Source organism: Pseudomonas sp. FEMGT703P, assembly GCF_002786345.1.
Lineage (GTDB): Bacteria > Pseudomonadota > Gammaproteobacteria > Pseudomonadales > Pseudomonadaceae > Aquipseudomonas > Aquipseudomonas peli.
In genome coordinates, this window is the sequence record NZ_PGCM01000004.1 from 227,824 (window position 1) to 244,748 (window position 16,925).

Sequence of the window (16,925 nt, forward strand, 5' to 3'; positions counted from 1 at the left end):
TTAGATTAAGGCAATCAATGGCTACCGGAGTGGCCAAAGCCACCTGCGCCACGCTGACTCTCATCGAACTGTTCAACCAGTTCGAAATGCGCTTGCACCACCGGGACCAGAATCAGCTGGGCGATGCGTTCGCCGATGGCGATGGTGAAGGCGCTTTGTCCGCGGTTCCAGCAAGACACCATCAATTCGCCCTGGTAGTCCGAGTCGATCAGCCCGACGAGGTTTCCCAGCACGATGCCGTGTTTGTGACCCAGGCCCGAGCGCGGCAGGATCATTGCGGCCAGGCCGGGGTCGCCGATATAGATCGACAGGCCAGTGGGGATCAACACGGTTTGCCCCGGCTCAAGCACCAGCTCCTGCTTGAGCATGGCACGCAGGTCGAGGCCGGCGGAGCCCGGTGTGGCGTAGTGCGGCAGCGGAAATTCGGTGCCCAGGCGCGGGTCGAGGATCTTGGCTTGTAAGGCGTGCATATCGGGCTCTGTTCGGTAAGTGGGCGTCAGCAGCTGGCCATGCGCTCGGCAATAAAGCTCACCAGCTGGCGGGCAATCTTGCTCTTGCTGGTCTGGGCAAAGCTGCTTTGTTGCAGTTCACGGTCGATGATGGTGATGGCGTTTTCTTCGCTGTTGAAGCCGATGCTGGGGTTGGCCACGTCATTGGCGACAATCAGGTCGAGATTCTTGTCGCGTAGTTTGCGCGAGGCGTACTCCAGCAGATTTTCGGTTTCGGCGGCAAAGCCGACGCTGAACGGCCGGTCGCTACGCCCCGCCAGGGTGGCGAGAATATCCGGGTTGCGGACCATTTGCAGGAGTAGGCCATCACCACTGGTGGGGTCTTTTTTCAATTTGTGCTGGGCGACCACTTCCGGGCGGTAATCGGCCACCGCAGCGGCGGCGATCAGCAGGTCGCAGGGCATCGCGGCTTCGCAGGCGGCGAGCATGTCGCGGGCGCTGGTGACGTTGATGCGGGTAACGCGCTCAGGGGTTGGCAGGTGTACTGGGCCGCTGATCAGGGTGACTTTAGCGCCGGCCTCAGCTGCCGCTTCGGCGAGGGCAAAACCCATTTTGCCGGAGCTGTGGTTGGTGATGTAGCGCACCGGGTCGATGTTTTCCTGGGTCGGGCCCGCTGTGATCAGCACATGCTTGCCGGTCAGTGCCTGATGCTGGAAGCAGTCAGCGGCACACTGCACCAGCTGTTCCGCTTCGAGCATACGACCCAGGCCGACATCGCCGCAGGCCTGGCTGCCTGCGGCTGGGCCGAACAGGTGCAGGCCGCGTTGGGTCAGCAGCTGGGCATTGGCCTGGGTCGCTGGGTCGCGCCACATGGCCTGGTTCATTGCTGGTGCGAGAGCGACGGTGGCGTCGGTGGCCAGCACCAGTGTGGTCAGCAGGTCATCGGCGACACCTTGAGCCAGGCGCGCCATGAGGTCGGCGGTGGCGGGGGCGATGAGGACCAAGTCGGCCCAGCGCGCCAGCTCGATGTGGCCCATGGCCGCTTCGGCCTCGGGGTCGAGCAGGTCGAGGTGCACCGGATGCCCGGACAGGGCTTGCAGGGTCAGTGGCGTAATAAACTCACGGCCGCCTTTGGTCATGACCACGCGTACATCGGCGTCCTGGTCCTTGAGTCGGCGAATCAGCTCAGCACTTTTATACGCGGCAATACCGCCGCCCACGCCAACAATGATGCGTTTCCGATACAGCCGCTGCATAGGCCTGCCTTTATAGAGATGGGTATACACCGCGACGCTGACACCTCCCCAGGCCGGTCGCCGCGTAAAAGTTGGGCTACGATAGCACAAGGGTTGTATGCGAGTAGCGCTGCCAAGTGCTTGCCTGGCTTGGCTTTGCGCTCGCTGACGTGGCGCTTTGTCGCGCCTTTTAGCACACATGGAGGTGTGATGAGTATTCGTGATTGGCCGGCGGCCGAGCGCCCACGGGAAAAACTCCTCGCTCAAGGCGCCGCCGCGCTCACCGACGCTGAGTTGTTGGCAATTTTCTTGCGCACCGGAGTGGCCGGGCAGAGTGCTGTGGATCTGGCGCGTCACCTGTTGGGCGACTTCGGCAGCCTGCGTGCTTTGTTGCAGGCCGACCTGTCTTCGTTCAGTCAGCGACTAGGCCTGGGGCCCGCCAAATTTGCCCAGTTGCAGGCGGTGCTAGAGATTGCACGTCGGCATCTGGCCGAGCAATTGCGCCGCGATTCGGCGCTGGAAAGCCCGCAGGCTGTGCGTGATTACCTGAAAGCGCTGCTACGCCACGAGCCGCATGAAGTGTTTGGCTGCCTGTTTCTCGATGCCAAACACCGCGTGCTGGCGTTCGAGGCGTTGTTTCATGGCTCCATCGACAGTGCTAGCGTTTACCCCCGTCAGGTGGTCAAACGCGCGTTGGCGCACAACGCGGCCGCGCTGATTCTGACCCATAACCATCCGTCCGGCGTCGCCGAGCCCAGTCAGGCGGATCGGGTGCTGACCCGCCGCCTTAAAGAGGCGCTGGAGCTGGTGGATGTGCGCGTACTCGACCACTTTATCGTCGGCGACGGTGAGCCACTGTCGATGGCCGAGTACGGTTGGCTCTAAGGCTTCAGGCGCGCTTTGGAAAAGTCCTGGCGACCGAATGGACTGACCTGGTAACCCTCGACCTGCTTGCGCGTCAGCGCGTAGGCGGTTGGGTGCGCCAGCGGCAGCCACAGCGCTTGTTGCTGGATGATCGTTTGCGCCTTTTTATACAACTGGCTGCGCTGCGCCGGGTCGTTGGTGCTTTTGCCATCGGCGATCAGTTTGTCCAGTTGCGGGTCGCAATAGCGCGCGAAGTTCAGCCCGGATTCGAGCGAGGCACAGGCAAACTGCGGGGTGAGGAAGTTGTCCGGGTCACCGTTGTCGCCTGCCCAGCCCATAAATAGCAGGTCATGCTCGCCTGCTTTGGCGCGGCGAATCAGCTCGCCCCATTCAATCACGCGGATTTCCGCTTTGATGCCGACCTTGGCAAGGTCTGCTTGTAGCAACTGCGCACCCAGACTCGGGTTGGGGTTGAGTACGCTGCCCGTGGGGCGGGTCCAGATGGTGGTGCTGAAGCCATCGGCCAGGCCGGCCTGCTTGAGCAACTCGCGGGCTTTCTGCGGGTCGTGGGGGTAACCGGGCAGTTCGCTGGCGTAGCTCCAGGTATTCGGTGGATAGGGGCCGTTGGCGGCCTCGGCGCTATTTTCGAATACTGCCTTGAGGTAGCTGGATTTATCGAACGCCAGGTTGATCGCCTGGCGTACGGCGGGTTGATCCAACGGTGGATGCTGACTGTTGATGCCGACGAAGGCGGTCATAAAGGCTGCGGTGTGGGCGCTTTTCAGGTTGTTATCAGCGCTGATCGCCTGAACATCCTGTGGTTTCGGCGACAGTGCGATATGGCACTCACCGCGGCGTAATTTCTGCAAGCGCACGTTGGCATCGGGTGTGATCGCGAATACCAGATTGTCCACAGCAGGCTTGCCTGCGAAGTAGCTCGGGTTGGCGCTGTAGCGCACGCTGGCGTCCTTCTGGAAGCGCTTGAAGACAAACGGGCCTGTGCCGATGGGCTGGCTGTTGAGGGTTTCCGGCGTGCCGGCTGCCAGTAATTGCGCGGCATACTCGGCGGAATAAATAGACGCGAAGCCCATGCTCAAGGTGGCGAGAAAGGTGGCATCCGGGCGATTAAGGCTAAAACGCAGGCTGTGTTCGCCGGTTTTTTCGATGGATTTGATCAGGCTGGGCAGCTGCATCGACTGGGCGTGGGGATAACCACTGGGGGCGACCTTGTGCCACGGGTGCGCTTGATCAAGCATGCGCTTAAAGCTGAACAGCACGTCATCGGCATTTAATGGGCGGCTGGGGGTGAAGTACTCGGTCTTGTGGAACTGCACGTCCGGGCGCAGGGTGAAGCTGTAACTCAGGCCATCCGGGCTGACTTCCCAGGCTTGCGCCAGGCTCGGCTGCAGTGTGCCGCTGGTCGCGTCGAAATCCACCAGGCGGTTCATCAGCACGTCGGCTGAGGCGTTGGTGGTGGTCAGCGAGTTGTACTGCACCACATCAAAGCCATCTGGGCTGGCCTCAGTGCAGACGCTGAGCGTACTGGCCTGGGTCAGGGCGGGCGTAATCAGTGGAACGAGCAGTAGCGGTAGGGCGGCGAGACGCATGGCAAACTCCTTGGTCGCGTGGGGACGCTGGCGCAGGTCTTACCCTAGGCTATTAAACGAGGGCAGGGCAATCAGTCTTGGCGACGAGCGGTCGATCTGCGCTATTGCTGTTGCTGGCAGGTCTGGAAGCGGAAATTGCAGTGCGAAGCTCGCCGGGGAATGTGCGTTTAACCTTGTTGCGCTGGGGGCTTTCTGGTATAAAGCAGCGCTCTTTTGTAGGGGCCCGGTTCTTGCGCTTTCAGGTACGGCCGGTAAGACCCTCGAGATACGCGGCGCTGAGCGCCAAGATTGAATAATTAGCGGCCAACCCATGCCGGGTTGGGCATGTGGTTTTAGAGGGCTGAGGCATGTCGAGAGTCTGTCAAGTTACCGGTAAGGGTCCGGTAACCGGGAATAACATTTCCCACGCAAACAACAAAACCCGTCGTCGTTTCCTGCCGAACCTGCAGCATCACCGCTTCTGGGTCGAGTCTGAGAACCGTTTTGTGCGTCTGCGCGTTTCTGCCAAAGGCATGCGTTGCATCGACAAGCGTGGTATTGACGTCGTTCTGTCCGAGCTGCGTGCTCGCGGCGAAAAGGTTTAAGGGGAAAGTCATGCGTGAATTGATCCGTTTGATCTCGAGTGCCGGTACTGGTCACTTCTACACCACCGACAAAAACAAGCGCACCACTCCGGACAAAATCGAAATTAAAAAATTCGATCCGGTTGTGCGTAAGCACGTGATGTACAAGGAAGGCAAGATCAAGTAATTGATCTGGCGCCTTGCCGAAAAAGCCCGCTTTTATAGCGGGCTTTTTCTTGCCTGCGATTTACTGTCGTGATGTGCAGGCCACAAAAAGCCCGCCATAAAGGCGGGCAAAGGGTGACGCATGAAGAGTGGCCTGATCAGCGGCTGGCTTGCTCGAAGATCACATAGACCTTGCGGCATGGCTCCAGCACTTCCCAGGTACCGGAGAAGCCGGCTGGTATAACGAAGCGGTCGCCGGCGCGCAGGGTCTTGGCGTTGCCGTCCTTGTCGCGCAGCACCGAGACACCCTGCAAAATCTCGCAGTATTCGTGTTCGGTGTAGTTGATGGTCCAGTGGCCGACGTCGCCTTCCCATATCCCCGTATTGAACTGACCACACGGGCTGCCGTAGTGGTTGCGCACGCTTTGCTCGGGGTCGCCCTTGAGCACTTTCTCTGCTGCCGGACGGTAATGTTCAGGCGTGGTGGTGGCGGTGGCGAAGTCGACGATCTTTTCGATGTTCATAAGCATGTCCGGTAGGAATTGAGCGCCGGTTTAGGCCAGGCTTGTTGTCAGTTTGGGTGGTAATTTCGGCAGTCTATGTTTAATAAAGCACACATAACAAGGCGGCTTTGCCAGTTTTTGTAAAAAATATTGGAAGTGTGCAGGCCGCTGGTTTAGTGTTGCCGGCAGGATTGGGGCCGCAGGTTCTTGCGGCCCCATGCAGAATAATTGACAGCGCAGCGACCACCAGCGGCGCTTTACTAGCGATAGAGGATGTAGCAATGACTAGCCTGACTCGTGCCGACTGGGAGCAGCGCGCCAAGAACCTGAAGATCGAAGGCCGCGCCTTTGTTCATGGCGAGTACCGCGCCGCTGTCTCTGGAGCCACCTTTGAGTGCATCAGCCCGGTCGACGGACGCCTGCTCGGCCTAGTAGCCAGCTGTGACCTGGCCGATGCCGAGTTGGCCGTGGCGGATGCCCGCGCCACCTTTGAGTCCGGCGTCTGGTCGCGTATGGCGCCGGCTCAGCGCAAGCGCATCATGATCCGTTTTGCCGACCTGATGGATCAGCACGCCGAAGAGCTGGCCCTGCTGGAAACCCTCGACATGGGCAAGCCGATCAGCGATGCCCTGGGTGTCGACGTGCCGGGTGCCTCGCGGGCGATTCGCTGGAGCGGCGAAGCGGTCGACAAAATCTATGACGAAGTGGCCGCCACCCCGCATGACGAGCTGGGCCTGGTGACTCGCGAGCCGGTCGGCGTAGTCGCGGCCATCGTGCCGTGGAACTTCCCGATGATCATGACTGCTTGGAAGCTCGGTCCGGCGCTGGCCACCGGCAACTCGGTGATCGTCAAGCCGTCCGAGAAATCCCCGTTGACCGCCCTGCGCATGGCCCAGCTGGCGCTGGATGCCGGTATACCGGCGGGCGTACTTAACGTGCTGCCAGGTTACGGCCACACCGTTGGCAAGGCGCTGGCGCTGCATATGGATGTCGACACCCTGGTGTTCACCGGCTCGACCAAGATCGCCAAGCAGCTGATGATCTACGCTGGCGAATCGAACATGAAGCGCGTCTGGCTGGAAGCCGGCGGCAAGAGCGCGAATATCGTCTTCGCCGATGCGCCGGACCTCAAAGCCGCGGCCGAAGCCGCTGCTGCGGCGATCTGCTTCAACCAGGGCGAGATGTGCACCGCTGGCTCGCGCTTGCTGGTGGAACGCTCGATCAAGGACACCTTCATGCCCATGGTCCTGGAAGCTATGCAGGACTGGAAAGCCGGTCATGCCCTGGACCCAGATACCAAAGTCGGCGCGCTGGTCGATGCGGGTCACCTGAATGCCGTGCTTGGCTACATCGACGCCGGCCACAAGGATCAGGCCAAGCTGCTCTGCGGCGGCAAACGCACCCTGGAAGAGACTGGCGGCCAGTACGTTGAGCCGACCATCTTCGATGACGCGCACAACGCCATGCGTATCGCTCAGGAGGAGATCTTCGGCCCGGTGCTGACGGTGATCCCGTTCGACAGCACCGAAGAAGCGATCCAGATCGCCAACGACAGCATCTACGGCCTGGCAGCCGCCATCTGGACCAGCAACCTGTCCAAGGCGCACCTGGCCGCCAAGGCGCTGCGTGTTGGCAGTATGTGGGTCAACCAATACGACGGCGGCGACATGACCGCACCGTTCGGCGGCTTCAAGCAGTCCGGTAACGGCCGTGACAAGTCGCTGCATGCCTTCGACAAGTACACCGAGATCAAGGCGACCTGGATCAAGCTGTAACGCTACCGGGACGACCTCCGGGCCGTCGGCCATGCTGCGTTGCGTCCTCGCTTTTAATGCTCACGTACTGCAGTACGCTGCGCTTAAAAGCTCCGGGGCGCCTTGCCTGGCCTTAGTCCCGTAGCTCTGACGGGTTTGGCTCCACTAAATCCATTTGCGGCCGGGTTCCTATGGAGCCCGGCCGTTTTGCATCTGTGCAGCGGGTGTTGAGCGAGCCAGGGAATGGAGTGAGAAAAATGAATTGGATGACCTATTTCGCCGTCAGTGCGGCGGTGGTGATCGTCGGGTTGGCGCTGGGCGTGACGCTGCCGCTGGTGTCGTTTCGCCTTGAGTCCTGGGGTTATGGCCCCTTTGCGATTGGCGTGATGGCGGGCATGCCAGCCGTTGGCGTGTTGCTCGGCGCGCGGCTGACCGGGCACTTGGCCGGTTGGTTCGGCACGCCGCAGACCCTGCGCTTGTGTCTACTGGCCAGTGCCACCTCGGTGGCGTTGCTGAGCGTGATGCCGAGCTATCCGCTGTGGCTGCTGCTGCGTCTGCTGATTGGCATCTCCTTGACCGTGGTGTTTGTGCTCGGCGAAAGCTGGATCAATCAGCTGGTCGAGGACCGTCTGCGCGGCCGTCTGGTGGCGCTGTATGGCACCGGTTTTGCGCTCAGCCAGCTGTGCGGGCCGCTGCTGCTGACCCTGCTGGGTACGGAAAGTGACCGCGGCTTCTGGTTCTCTGCCGCGCTGCTGGTGGGCGGTAGCCTGCTGCTGTTGGGCCGCGATGGGGCGCCCAAGGTCGATGCGCAGAGTGCGTCCGGACGCGGCATCCTGGCGTTCTGCCGCACTTCCCCGGCAATTGCCTGGGCGGTGGTGCTGTTTGCCGCGTTCGAGGCGATGGTGCTGACCCTGTTGCCGGTGTACCTGGTGCGCGAAGGCTTTGCCCAGCAGATGGCATTGATCATGGTCAGTGCGGTAGTGGTGGGCGATGCGGCGCTGCAATTACCTATTGGCTGGATGGCCGACCGGGTGCCACGGCAGACGCTATTCCGCTGCTGCGGGGTGGTGCTGTTGCTGTCGAGCCTGAGCATTCCGTCATTGCTGCACACGCCGCTGATCTGGGTCGTGCTGGTGCTGTTTGGCGCCAGCGCGGGCGGCCTGTACACCCTGTCGCTTATTCTGGTCGGCCAGCGCTATCGTGACGATGCGCTGGTGCGCGCCAACTCGCATATCGCCCTGCTCTGGGGCGCGGGTTGTCTGCTCGGGCCGCTGTCGACCGGTACCGCCAGCCAGTGGGTCAGCGGCCATGCGCTGCCGATCCTGATGGCGATTGGCGCGGCGCTGTTTGTCTGGTTGGCGTTTCAGCGAGGTGCATTCAGCGAGGTGGCGGCCATCAAGGCGTGACCGCAACCTCTGCGCTGTTGTGTACGAGTTGTTGCTCGGCGAGCAGCGCGGCCACGCATTCGCCGACCTGGCGAATTGACTGTTCAAGCGCTGGAGTGGGTTGCCCGGCGTAGTTGATGCGCAGGCAATTGCGGTATTTGCCGGCGGCGGAAAAGATGCTGCCGGGCGCGATCTGGATGTTGTATGGCTGCAGCACACGGTTCAGGCGCTGGCTGTCAAAGCCCTGTGGCAGCTCCAGCCACAGCATAAAGCCGCCCTGGGGCCGGCTGACCCGCGTGCCGGCGGGGAAGTAGCGGCTGACCCAGTCGATCATGCAATCGCGGTTGCGCATGTATTGGCTGCGCATGCGGCGTAGATGCGGCTCGTAATGCCCGCTGGCGATGTACTCGGCCAGGGCCAGCTGGGGCAGTTGTGCGGCCATGCCGGTGCTCATGTATTTGAGGTGCAGCACCTGTTGCAGGTAGCGACCCGGGGCAATCCAGCCGGCCCGCAGGCCGGGCGCCAGGGTCTTGGAAAACGAGCTGCAGAACAGCACGCGACCGTCCTCGTCGAATGATTTGATGCTGCGTGGGCGTGGGTAGCTGTAGGCCAGCTCGCCGTACACATCATCCTCGATAATCGCCACGTCATAGCGCTGCGCCAGGGCCAGCAGGGCGCGTTTGTTGACCTCCGGCATGATGTAACCGAGCGGGTTGTTGCAGTTGGGGGTGAGTTGGATGGCCTTGATCGGCCATTGCTCCAGCGCGAGTTCCAAGGCCTCCAGGCTGATCCCGGTGAGCGGGTCGGTGGGCAACTCCAGGGCCTTCATGCCGTAGCCCTTGAGTGCCTGCATTACGCCATGAAAGCTCGGTGAGTCCACGGCCACGATGTCGCCCGGCTCGCACACGGCGCGAATGGCCACGGACAGGGCTTCGTGGCAGCCGGTGGTGGTGACGATCTCTTCAATGGCGATCTGGCAGCCGGAGTCGAGCATCAGGCGTGACAGTTGTGCGCGCAGGCCAGGGTCACCATACAGGCTGCCATAGCTCAGCTCCTTGACCTCCTGGCGGCGGCTCATGCGTGACAGGGTGCGCAGCAGCGGTTTCAGAGTTGGGCTGCTGATATCCGGCATGCCACGCCCCAGTTGCAGCACATCACCGCCTGGCGGCTGGCTGATCAGCTCCAGCACCTGGTCCCACTGGGAAATATCGACCGGTCGCTGGGCGGCGCGGCTGACCATCGGCAGCGCCGGCTGCTGGCGCGCCTGGGGCACAAAGTAGCCGGACTTGGGCTTGGGCGTGGCCAGGCCCTGATCCTCCAGGTGGCGGTAGGCCTGCTGCACGGTGCTCAGGCTGACGCCATGTTCCAGGCTGAGGGCGCGCACGGAGGGCAGGCGATCGCCGGGGCGATACAGGCCCTGTTCAATACGGGCGCCGAGCAACTCGGCCAGGTTGACGTAAAGCGTCATAACAGTTGCCTCGCAATTTCTCTGTGTGGCGCACCAAGCCAGTACAGATAGGCGATAAATACACCATTCAGAGCTTGGTTTCTGAAATCTGTATGGATTTAAAAGTATATCTTTGAATCTGTCATGCTTTTCCCGTGTCACTCATCATGACCTCCCATCAGGCTTACGGGCAGGAGCAGGCGATGAACGGGTTGAGTGATGTCAGGCTGACAATGAAATCAGGCGAGCTGCAGCAGTCTGCGGGCGGGCATCTGTATGCTCAAAAGGATGCGGCGAAGCCAGCTGTACGCCGCTGGAACACATTCTGGCAGCGCCTGATCACTCGCCGCGCTCTGCTGAGGCTGACCGATGAACAGCTCAAGGATATCGGGCTAAGCCGCGGGCAGGCCCTGCGCGAGGCGCAGCTGCCGTTCTGGAAGCTGTGAGGGGAATGCGCAGCAGGTCGTTGTGGCCTGCTGCGTAGTACGTCAGACCAGTTCTTTCATCCGGTGCCAGAGCATGCCCAGGGCGAGCAGCGGCGAGCGCAGGTGTTTGCCGCCAGGGAAGGTCATGTGTGGCACCTTGGCGAACAGGTCGAAGCCGCTGCTGGCCTGGCCGGCGATGGCCTCGCCGAGCAGTTTGCCGGCCAGGTGCGTGGCGTTGACGCCGTGGCCCGAGTAGGCCTGGGCGTAATACACGTTGGGCTGTTCCTTGAGCCGGCCGATCTGCGGCAGGCGGTTAGCACCGATGCCGATCATGCCGCCCCATTGGTAGTCGATTTTCACGTCGCTCAGATGCGGGAAGACTTCCAGCATTTTTGGCCGCATATAGCCGGCAATGTCAGCAGGATCGCGACCAGAATAGTGGCAGGCGCCTCCAAACAGTAAGCGCCGGTCGGCGGACAGGCGGTAATAATCCAGGGCCACGCGCTGGTCACACAGCGCCATGTTCTGCGGAATGATCGCCCGCGCTTCGGCTTCGGACAGCGGTTCGGTGGCGATCACGTAGCTGCCGGCGGGCAGCACCTTACCGCCCAGATTGCTGTTCAGGCCATTCAGGTAAGCGTTGCAACCGAGCACCAGGGTAGTTGCGCGCACTACGCCCTGGGCGGTGTGCACCTTGACCTCGCTGCCGTAGTCGATGCGCGTCACTGCCGAATTCTCGAACAGCTGTACGCCCAGGCTCTGCGCTACAGCGGCTTCGCCGAGAGCCAGGTTGAGCGGGTGCAGGTGGCCGGAGCCCATGTCGATCATGCCGCCAACATAGCGGTTGGAGCCGACCACTTCGTGCATCTGCTCCGGTTGCAGCAGGCGCATTTCATGGCGATAACCCAACTGCTTGAGTTCGGCCATGTCTTCGGCAAAGTCGGCGAGGTGGCTGGGTTTGTTGGCCAGGTCGCAGTAACCCCAGGTCAGGTCGCAGTCGATGTTGAACTGCTCGATACGTTGGCGGACGATTTCCACCGCTTCCAGGCCCATCAGTTTCAGTTCGCGCACGCCTTGCGCGCCAATCACCGATTCAAATTGCTCCACGCCATGGCCGACGCCACGAATCAGTTGGCCGCCGTTGCGCCCACTGGCGCCCCAGCCAATCTTGTGCGCTTCCAGCAGCACCACCGAGAGGCCTTTCTGTGCCAGCTCAATGGCTGTATTAAGGCCGGAAAAACCACCGCCGACGATGCACACATCGGCACGCAACTCACCGCCCAGGGCGGGGTAGTCGAGCTGGCGATTGGCGCTGGCGGCGTAATAGGAGTTGGCGTGCTGGCTGCTGTGAACCGGCTGGTGAACGCGGGCGTTCATGTGTGGAATCCTGATTATTGTGTTTGGAAAATTTTACGAAGAATAAGCGTGAGATTTGCCAAACGCCAAGAGGCAATCGCGAAATAAGCGGATTTTCGTCGGTTAGCCGCTGCTCCTGTCGCGATTCAACTTTGGCCACGGTTACTATGCCGGCCTGTGTTTCAGGATCACGTCCATGAGTTGCACCAGTCGCAAGATCGATCAGCTGCGTTTGCAGATTCCCAGTTTTGCCTGTGTGCCAGGCTGCCACGATTGCTGCGGTCCGGTCACGGCTTCATCCGAAGAGATGTCGCGGCTGCCGGTAAAGAGTGATGCCGAGCATGAGGCCGCGCTGGCCGAGTACAACTGCGTACACCTCGGCCCGCAAGGGTGCACAGTGTATGACCAGAGGCCGCTGATCTGCCGGCTGTTCGGCACCACGCCAAGCCTGCCGTGCCCGCGCGGCCAGGGACCGGAGCAGATGATCGAACCGGCGGTGGAAAAGCAGGTGCATCAGTTGATTGCGACTACCCGCCAAGTTCTAGTCTGACGGCTAGTCGGCAATCGGCAGGCTCAGGCTCTCTTTCACTTCTTCCATGACGATGTAGCTCTTCGACTCACGCACATGCGGCAGCTTGAGCAGGATGTCGCCGAGCAGCTTGCGGTAGCTGGCCATCTCGTTGATCCGCGCCTTCACCAGGTAGTCGAAGTCGCCGGACACCAGGTGGCATTCGAGCACGTGCGGCAGCTTCAGTACGGCGCGGCGGAACTCCTCGAAGGTATCGCCGGACTTGTAGTCCAGGCTGATCTCGACAAACACCAACAGGCTGGCCTTGAGCTGCTGCGGGTTGAGCCGGGCGTGGTAGCCCATGATGATCCCTTCGCGCTCCAGGCGGCGTACGCGTTCGGTGCAGGGCGTGGTCGACAGGCCGACCCGCTCACCCAGCTCGGTAAAGCTGATGCGCCCATCTTCCTGCAGGATGCGCAGGATGTTGCGGTCGATCTTGTCCAGTTCGCGGCGGCTCTGATGTTGGGTGCGCACGGTGGATACCCCTCTGTAGAAGGCGATTTTGCCAAGAATTGTCGCCAAATATAGCTATTTATATAGTGAAAAGCACTGCTGATCTCTTCCTATACTGCGCTCAATTGTGATCTCAGGAATTATCCGTCGCGCATTGTCGCGGCGAGGAGAGCGGCATGCGGGTTTTAGTTCTCGGCAGCGGTGTGATTGGTACAGCCAGTGCGTATTACCTGGCGCGTCAGGGTTTTGAAGTGGTGGTGGTCGACCGGCAGCACGCCCCGGCCATGGAAACCAGCTTCGCCAACGCTGGCCAGGTGTCACCTGGCTACGCCTCGCCATGGGCTGCCCCGGGCGTGCCGCTGAAAGCGATCAAGTGGCTGCTGCAAAAACACGCACCGCTGGCGATCAAGGCCACCGCCGATATCGACCAATACCTGTGGATGGCGCAGATGCTGCGCAACTGCACCGCCAGCCGTTACGCGGTGAACAAGGAGCGCATGGTGCGCCTGTCCGAGTACAGCCGCGACTGCCTCGACGAACTGCGTGCGGAAACCGGCATCGCCTATGAAGGCCGTAGCCTGGGCACTACCCAGCTGTTCCGCACTCAGGCGCAACTGGATAACGCAGCGAAAGATATTGCCGTACTCAAGCAGTCCGGCGTGCCCTATGAGCTGCTCGACCGCGCCGGCATCGCCCGCGTTGAGCCGGCTTTGGCTGCGGTCACCGATAAACTGGCTGGCGCCTTGCGCCTGCCGAATGACCAGACCGGCGATTGCCAGCTGTTCACCACCAAGCTGGCCGAGATGGCCAAGGCGCTGGGAGTGGAATTCCGCTTCGGTCAGAACATTCAGCGTATCGACGCCGTGGGCGATCGGGTCAATGGCGTGTGGATCGACGGCAAGCTGGAAACCGCCGACCGCTTCGTGCTGGCGCTCGGCAGCTTCAGCCCGCAACTGCTCAAGCCGCTGGGCATCAAGGCACCGGTGTACCCGCTCAAGGGATACTCGCTGACCGTGCCAATCACCAATGTGGCGATGGCGCCGACTTCAACCATCCTCGATGAAACCTACAAGGTGGCGATCACCCGTTTCGACAACCGCATCCGCGTGGGTGGCATGGCGGAAATCGCCGGCTTCGACCTGAGCCTCAACCCGCGTCGCCGCGAAACCCTGGAAATGATTACCGCCGATCTCTACCCGCAAGGCGGCGATCTGCGCCAGGCCGAATTCTGGACCGGCCTGCGCCCGGCCACCCCGGACGGCACGCCGATTGTCGGTGCCACCGGCTTGCGTAATTTGTTCCTCAACACCGGTCACGGCACACTGGGCTGGACCATGGCCTGCGGCTCCGGTCGCCTGCTTGCCGATCTGATGGCGAAAAAGCGCCCGCAGATCAGCGCCGAAGGCCTGGATATTTCCCGTTACAGCCGTTCCCAGGAGAGTCACAAGCATGTCAGTACAGCGCCTGCACACTGAAAGTCGTTACAGCGAAATCGTCATCCATAACGGCACGGTCTACCTGGCCGGCCAGCTGGCGGACGACTACAGCGGCGACATCGTGCAGCAAACCCGCGAAACCTTGGCCAACACCGACCGCATGCTGGCCGAGGCCGGCAGCGACAAGTCGAAGATCCTTTCCGTGACCATCTACCTGAAGGACATGGACCGCGATTACGCCGGGCTTAATCAGGTCTGGGATGCCTGGGTCGCGCCAGGCGCGGCGCCTGCACGGGCTTGCGTCGAGGCGAAGATGTACAAGCCTGAGGTGCTGGTGGAAATGATGATCGTGGCCGCCCTGTAAATCGGCCCGTCCCGTTTGCGATAAGTGTTTGCCCGGCCATCACACCGGGCTTTTTTACTTCTGAAAACTGCTGATAGCCGAGAACGTCATGCGTCCTGCCCGCGCCCTGATCGACCTGCAAGCCTTGCGTCACAACTACCAACTGGCCCGTGAAGTCAGCGGCGCCCGCGCCCTGGCGGTGATCAAGGCGGATGCCTACGGCCATGGCGCGGTGCGTTGTGCCCAGGCGTTGCAGGAGCAGGCCGATGGTTTTGCCGTGGCCTGTATCGAGGAAGCGCTGCAGCTGCGCGAGGCCGGTATTCGCGGACCGATTTTGTTGCTGGAGGGCTTTTTCGAAGCCGACGAATTGCCGCTGATCGAGCAGCACGAACTGTGGTGTGTGGTGCATTCGCTGTGGCAGCTGGAGGTGATTGAGCGCAGCGCGGTACGCCGTCTGCTGACGGTGTGGCTGAAGATGGACAGCGGCATGCACCGCGTCGGCCTACACCCGGCCGATTACCAGGCGGCCTATCAGCGCCTGCTGGCCAGCGGCAAGGTGGCGAAGATTGTGCTGATGAGCCACTTCGCCCGTGCCGACGAGCTGGATTGCCCGCGCAGTGCTGAGCAGTTGGCGGTGTTTCAGCAGGCGCGCCAGGGCATAGTCGCCGAGGTCAGCCTGCGCAATTCGCCAGCCGTATTGGGTTGGCCCAATGTGCCGAGCGACTGGGTGCGTCCCGGCATCATGCTCTACGGCGCCACACCGTTCGAACAGGCGCAGGCCGTGGCTGCGCGGTTGCAGCCGGTGATGACTCTGGAGTCGAAGATCATCAGCGTGCGCGAACTGCCGGCCGGCGAGCCGGTGGGCTATGGCGCACGCTTTGTCAGCGAGCGGCCAACCCGCGTTGGCGTAGTTGCCATGGGCTATGCCGACGGTTACCCACGCCATGCGCCGACAGGCACACCCGTGGCGGTGGACGGCCAACTGACCCGCCTGATCGGCCGTGTGTCGATGGACATGCTCACCGTCGATTTGACTGATCTGCCACAAACGGGCCTGGGCAGCCGGGTCGAACTGTGGGGCAAACAGGTCCTCGCCAGCGACGTGGCCACCCAGGCCGGCAGTATTCCTTATCAGCTTTTCTGCAACCTGCGGCGAGCTCCGCTGCTCTACCTCGGGCACTAACAGCCACGCTGTAGACGAGTTTGAACGCGAGTGTTGTAAATTCTGAACGCTATGCCATGATACGGCGACTTTTCCGTATCACTCCCAAGGGGGACTCCAGCATTGGACGTCGGTGTTCGACTGCAATCCATTCGCAAACTCAAAGGCCTTTCCCAGCGTGAACTCGCCAAACGGGCGGGCGTCACCAACAGCACCATTTCGATGATCGAGAAGAACAGCGTAAGCCCTTCGATCAGTTCGTTGAAAAAGGTGCTGGCGGGTATCCCCATGTCCCTGGTGGAGTTCTTCTCCCTGGATGTGGAGCAGGATAGCCAGGCTCAGGTGGTCTATCGCGCCGCCGAACTCACCGATATCTGCAGTGGGGCCATCACCATGAAACTGGTGGGTAAGGCGCATCCCAGCCGGGCCATTTCCTTCCTCGATGAAACCTACCCGAGCGGCACTGACACCGGCGATGAGATGTACGCCCACGAAGGTGAAGAGGCCGGCATGCTGGTTGAAGGCAAGCTGGAACTGACCGTCGGCGACGAGGTGTTTATCCTTGAACCGGGTGACAGCTACTACTTCGAGAGCAGCAAACCGCACCGTTTCCGTAACCCATTCGAACAGCCTGCCCGGCTGATCAGTGCGACTACGCCGGCCAATTTCTAAATAACCCTGCGACAATCTGGGTTGTTTCGGCCAGCCCGGCTTGCCGTTATACTGCTACCCGCTCGCGAAACCGTGGCCGCGAGCGTGACTAGCCACGAAGAGGGTGTACCGTGAACCTGATTAAAAAGCTCCTGGTAGCACCGGCTACCGTATTGGCCCTGTGGGCAGTGACTGCTCAGGCCACGACCGACGATGCCATTGCTGACCGACTGAAGCCGGTTGGCCAAGTCTGTGTGATGGGTGAAGAATGCAAGGGCGTGGGTGCTGTAGCCGTTGCTGCTGGCGGTGGTGCGCGTACTGCCGATGACATCATTGCCAAGCACTGCGGTGCTTGCCACACCCCAGGTATCCTGGGTGCGCCGAAAATTGGCGACACCGCTGCCTGGAAGGCACGTGCTGATAAAGAAGGTGGTATCGACGCTATCTTGAAAACCGCGATTGCCGGCATCAACGCCATGCCGCCGAAAGGCACTTGTGCCGATTGCTCGGATGACGAGCTGCGTGGCGCAATCCAGAAGATGTCCGGCCTGTAAGTCGC

General features: G+C 61.4%; 19 protein-coding genes. 12 read left to right on the forward strand and 7 right to left on the reverse strand.

Annotation, left to right across the window (positions count from 1 at the left end; genetic code table 11):
• Nucleotides 1-14 precede the first annotated feature (14 nt).
• Together dut and coaBC are read right to left on the reverse strand one after the other, a co-directional pair.
• Entirely contained in the window at nt 15-470 is a 456-nt protein-coding gene (dut, locus tag CUR33_RS03795; RefSeq protein WP_090250542.1) for a dUTP diphosphatase, read from the reverse strand.
• A 26-nt stretch (nt 471-496) separates the two neighbouring features.
• Nucleotides 497-1,705, reverse strand: a complete 1,209-nt coding sequence (gene coaBC / locus CUR33_RS03800; protein WP_289238727.1) for a bifunctional phosphopantothenoylcysteine decarboxylase/phosphopantothenate--cysteine ligase CoaBC — start codon at nt 1,703-1,705, stop codon at nt 497-499.
• A 189-nt stretch (nt 1,706-1,894) separates the two neighbouring features.
• Here coaBC and radC point away from each other — a divergent pair, with 189 nt between their 5' ends.
• Entirely contained in the window at nt 1,895-2,569 is a 675-nt protein-coding gene (gene radC, locus CUR33_RS03805) for a RadC family protein (protein ID WP_289238728.1), read from the forward strand.
• On the opposite strand, the gene CUR33_RS03810 is transcribed toward radC, so the two are convergent.
• Nucleotides 2,566-4,155 (reverse strand): ABC transporter substrate-binding protein, encoded by a 1,590-nt coding sequence (locus tag CUR33_RS03810; protein WP_289238729.1) that lies wholly within the window; start codon nt 4,153-4,155, stop codon nt 2,566-2,568. The genes radC and CUR33_RS03810 overlap by 4 nt on opposite strands.
• Nucleotides 4,156-4,502: 347 nt before the next feature.
• Between CUR33_RS03810 and rpmB the strand changes: the two genes are divergently transcribed.
• The gene (rpmB, locus tag CUR33_RS03815; RefSeq protein ID WP_090240685.1) at nt 4,503-4,739 is read left to right on the forward strand and encodes a 50S ribosomal protein L28; all 237 of its coding nucleotides are present in this window, start codon (nt 4,503-4,505) and stop codon (nt 4,737-4,739) included.
• 10 nt (nt 4,740-4,749) lie between these two features.
• Nucleotides 4,750-4,905, forward strand: coding sequence for a 50S ribosomal protein L33 (gene rpmG, locus CUR33_RS03820; protein WP_022960960.1), 156 nt, complete (start codon nt 4,750-4,752; stop codon nt 4,903-4,905).
• Between the two features lie 136 nt (nt 4,906-5,041).
• Here rpmG and CUR33_RS03825 read toward each other — a convergent pair whose 3' ends face one another.
• Entirely contained in the window at nt 5,042-5,407 is a 366-nt protein-coding gene (locus CUR33_RS03825; RefSeq protein WP_289238730.1) for a cupin domain-containing protein, read from the reverse strand.
• Nucleotides 5,408-5,667: 260 nt separating this feature from the next.
• Between CUR33_RS03825 and CUR33_RS03830 the strand changes: the two genes are divergently transcribed.
• Both CUR33_RS03830 and CUR33_RS03835 read left to right on the forward strand, forming a co-directional pair.
• The gene (locus CUR33_RS03830) at nt 5,668-7,161 is read left to right on the forward strand and encodes an aldehyde dehydrogenase (RefSeq protein WP_282874666.1); all 1,494 of its coding nucleotides are present in this window, start codon (nt 5,668-5,670) and stop codon (nt 7,159-7,161) included.
• 236 nt (nt 7,162-7,397) lie between these two features.
• Nucleotides 7,398-8,546, forward strand: coding sequence for an MFS transporter (locus CUR33_RS03835; protein ID WP_289238731.1), 1,149 nt, complete (start codon nt 7,398-7,400; stop codon nt 8,544-8,546).
• On the opposite strand, the gene CUR33_RS03840 is transcribed toward CUR33_RS03835, so the two are convergent.
• Nucleotides 8,536-9,993 carry an aminotransferase-like domain-containing protein gene (locus CUR33_RS03840; protein WP_289238732.1) on the reverse strand — a complete coding sequence of 486 codons (1,458 nt, stop codon included), beginning with the start codon at nt 9,991-9,993 and terminating at the stop codon, nt 8,536-8,538. The two genes, CUR33_RS03835 and CUR33_RS03840, sit on opposite strands and share 11 nt — an antisense overlap.
• A gap of 182 nt (nt 9,994-10,175) precedes the next feature.
• On the opposite strand from CUR33_RS03840, the gene CUR33_RS03845 reads away from it, so the two are divergent.
• Nucleotides 10,176-10,418 (forward strand): DUF1127 domain-containing protein, encoded by a 243-nt coding sequence (locus CUR33_RS03845; RefSeq protein ID WP_289238733.1) that lies wholly within the window; start codon nt 10,176-10,178, stop codon nt 10,416-10,418.
• 42 nt (nt 10,419-10,460) lie between these two features.
• Here the strand turns inward: CUR33_RS03845 and CUR33_RS03850 are convergent, their stop codons facing one another.
• Complete coding sequence (locus CUR33_RS03850) at nt 10,461-11,774, reverse strand: NAD(P)/FAD-dependent oxidoreductase (RefSeq protein WP_289238734.1); 1,314 nt, start codon at nt 11,772-11,774, stop codon at nt 10,461-10,463.
• Nucleotides 11,775-11,949: 175 nt separating this feature from the next.
• On the opposite strand from CUR33_RS03850, the gene CUR33_RS03855 reads away from it, so the two are divergent.
• A complete protein-coding gene (locus CUR33_RS03855; protein WP_289238735.1) occupies nt 11,950-12,303 on the forward strand; it encodes a YkgJ family cysteine cluster protein in 354 nt (117 codons plus the stop codon).
• A 3-nt stretch (nt 12,304-12,306) separates the two neighbouring features.
• Here the strand turns inward: CUR33_RS03855 and dadR are convergent, their stop codons facing one another.
• Nucleotides 12,307-12,795 carry a transcriptional regulator DadR gene (gene dadR / locus CUR33_RS03860; RefSeq protein ID WP_090250512.1) on the reverse strand — a complete coding sequence of 163 codons (489 nt, stop codon included), beginning with the start codon at nt 12,793-12,795 and terminating at the stop codon, nt 12,307-12,309.
• A gap of 155 nt (nt 12,796-12,950) precedes the next feature.
• Between dadR and dadA the strand changes: the two genes are divergently transcribed.
• The 5 genes from dadA to CUR33_RS03885 all read left to right on the forward strand — a co-directional run bounded on the left by dadA (nt 12,951) and on the right by CUR33_RS03885 (nt 16,920).
• On the forward strand, nt 12,951-14,249 hold the full coding sequence (gene dadA / locus CUR33_RS03865; protein ID WP_289238736.1) for a D-amino acid dehydrogenase: 1,299 nt from the start codon (nt 12,951-12,953) through the stop codon (nt 14,247-14,249).
• Nucleotides 14,224-14,574 (forward strand): RidA family protein, encoded by a 351-nt coding sequence (locus tag CUR33_RS03870; protein WP_090250506.1) that lies wholly within the window; start codon nt 14,224-14,226, stop codon nt 14,572-14,574. The genes dadA and CUR33_RS03870 overlap by 26 nt, the downstream gene beginning before the upstream one ends.
• 88 nt (nt 14,575-14,662) lie before the next feature.
• Nucleotides 14,663-15,736: an alanine racemase gene (gene alr, locus CUR33_RS03875; RefSeq protein WP_289238737.1), complete on the forward strand. Its 1,074-nt coding sequence runs from the start codon at nt 14,663-14,665 to the stop codon at nt 15,734-15,736.
• 102 nt (nt 15,737-15,838) lie between these two features.
• Nucleotides 15,839-16,387, forward strand: coding sequence for a cupin domain-containing protein (locus CUR33_RS03880; RefSeq protein WP_090250501.1), 549 nt, complete (start codon nt 15,839-15,841; stop codon nt 16,385-16,387).
• 110 nt (nt 16,388-16,497) lie between these two features.
• Entirely contained in the window at nt 16,498-16,920 is a 423-nt protein-coding gene (locus CUR33_RS03885) for a c-type cytochrome (RefSeq protein WP_090250499.1), read from the forward strand.
• The last annotated feature ends 5 nt before the right edge of the window (nt 16,921-16,925 follow it).

Excerpts from the sequence above, each read along its gene's own strand:
- CUR33_RS03850 (WP_289238734.1), bottom strand. The coding sequence starts at position 11,774 with ATGAACGCCCGCGTTCACCAGCCGGTTCACAGCAGCCAGCACGCCAAC.
- CUR33_RS03845 (WP_289238733.1), top strand. The coding sequence starts at position 10,176 with ATGAACGGGTTGAGTGATGTCAGGCTGACAATGAAATCAGGCGAGCTG.
- CUR33_RS03830 (WP_282874666.1), top strand. The coding sequence starts at position 5,668 with ATGACTAGCCTGACTCGTGCCGACTGGGAGCAGCGCGCCAAGAACCTG.
- rpmG (WP_022960960.1), top strand. The coding sequence starts at position 4,750 with ATGCGTGAATTGATCCGTTTGATCTCGAGTGCCGGTACTGGTCACTTC.
- dut (WP_090250542.1), bottom strand. The coding sequence starts at position 470 with ATGCACGCCTTACAAGCCAAGATCCTCGACCCGCGCCTGGGCACCGAA.
- CUR33_RS03810 (WP_289238729.1), bottom strand. The coding sequence starts at position 4,155 with ATGCGTCTCGCCGCCCTACCGCTACTGCTCGTTCCACTGATTACGCCC.
- CUR33_RS03835 (WP_289238731.1), top strand. The coding sequence starts at position 7,398 with ATGAATTGGATGACCTATTTCGCCGTCAGTGCGGCGGTGGTGATCGTC.
- radC (WP_289238728.1), top strand. The coding sequence starts at position 1,895 with ATGAGTATTCGTGATTGGCCGGCGGCCGAGCGCCCACGGGAAAAACTC.
- CUR33_RS03825 (WP_289238730.1), bottom strand. The coding sequence starts at position 5,407 with ATGAACATCGAAAAGATCGTCGACTTCGCCACCGCCACCACCACGCCT.
- coaBC (WP_289238727.1), bottom strand. The coding sequence starts at position 1,705 with ATGCAGCGGCTGTATCGGAAACGCATCATTGTTGGCGTGGGCGGCGGT.
- rpmB (WP_090240685.1), top strand. The coding sequence starts at position 4,503 with ATGTCGAGAGTCTGTCAAGTTACCGGTAAGGGTCCGGTAACCGGGAAT.
- CUR33_RS03840 (WP_289238732.1), bottom strand. The coding sequence starts at position 9,993 with ATGACGCTTTACGTCAACCTGGCCGAGTTGCTCGGCGCCCGTATTGAA.
- CUR33_RS03870 (WP_090250506.1), top strand. The coding sequence starts at position 14,224 with ATGTCAGTACAGCGCCTGCACACTGAAAGTCGTTACAGCGAAATCGTC.
- alr (WP_289238737.1), top strand. The coding sequence starts at position 14,663 with ATGCGTCCTGCCCGCGCCCTGATCGACCTGCAAGCCTTGCGTCACAAC.
- CUR33_RS03855 (WP_289238735.1), top strand. The coding sequence starts at position 11,950 with ATGAGTTGCACCAGTCGCAAGATCGATCAGCTGCGTTTGCAGATTCCC.
- dadA (WP_289238736.1), top strand. The coding sequence starts at position 12,951 with ATGCGGGTTTTAGTTCTCGGCAGCGGTGTGATTGGTACAGCCAGTGCG.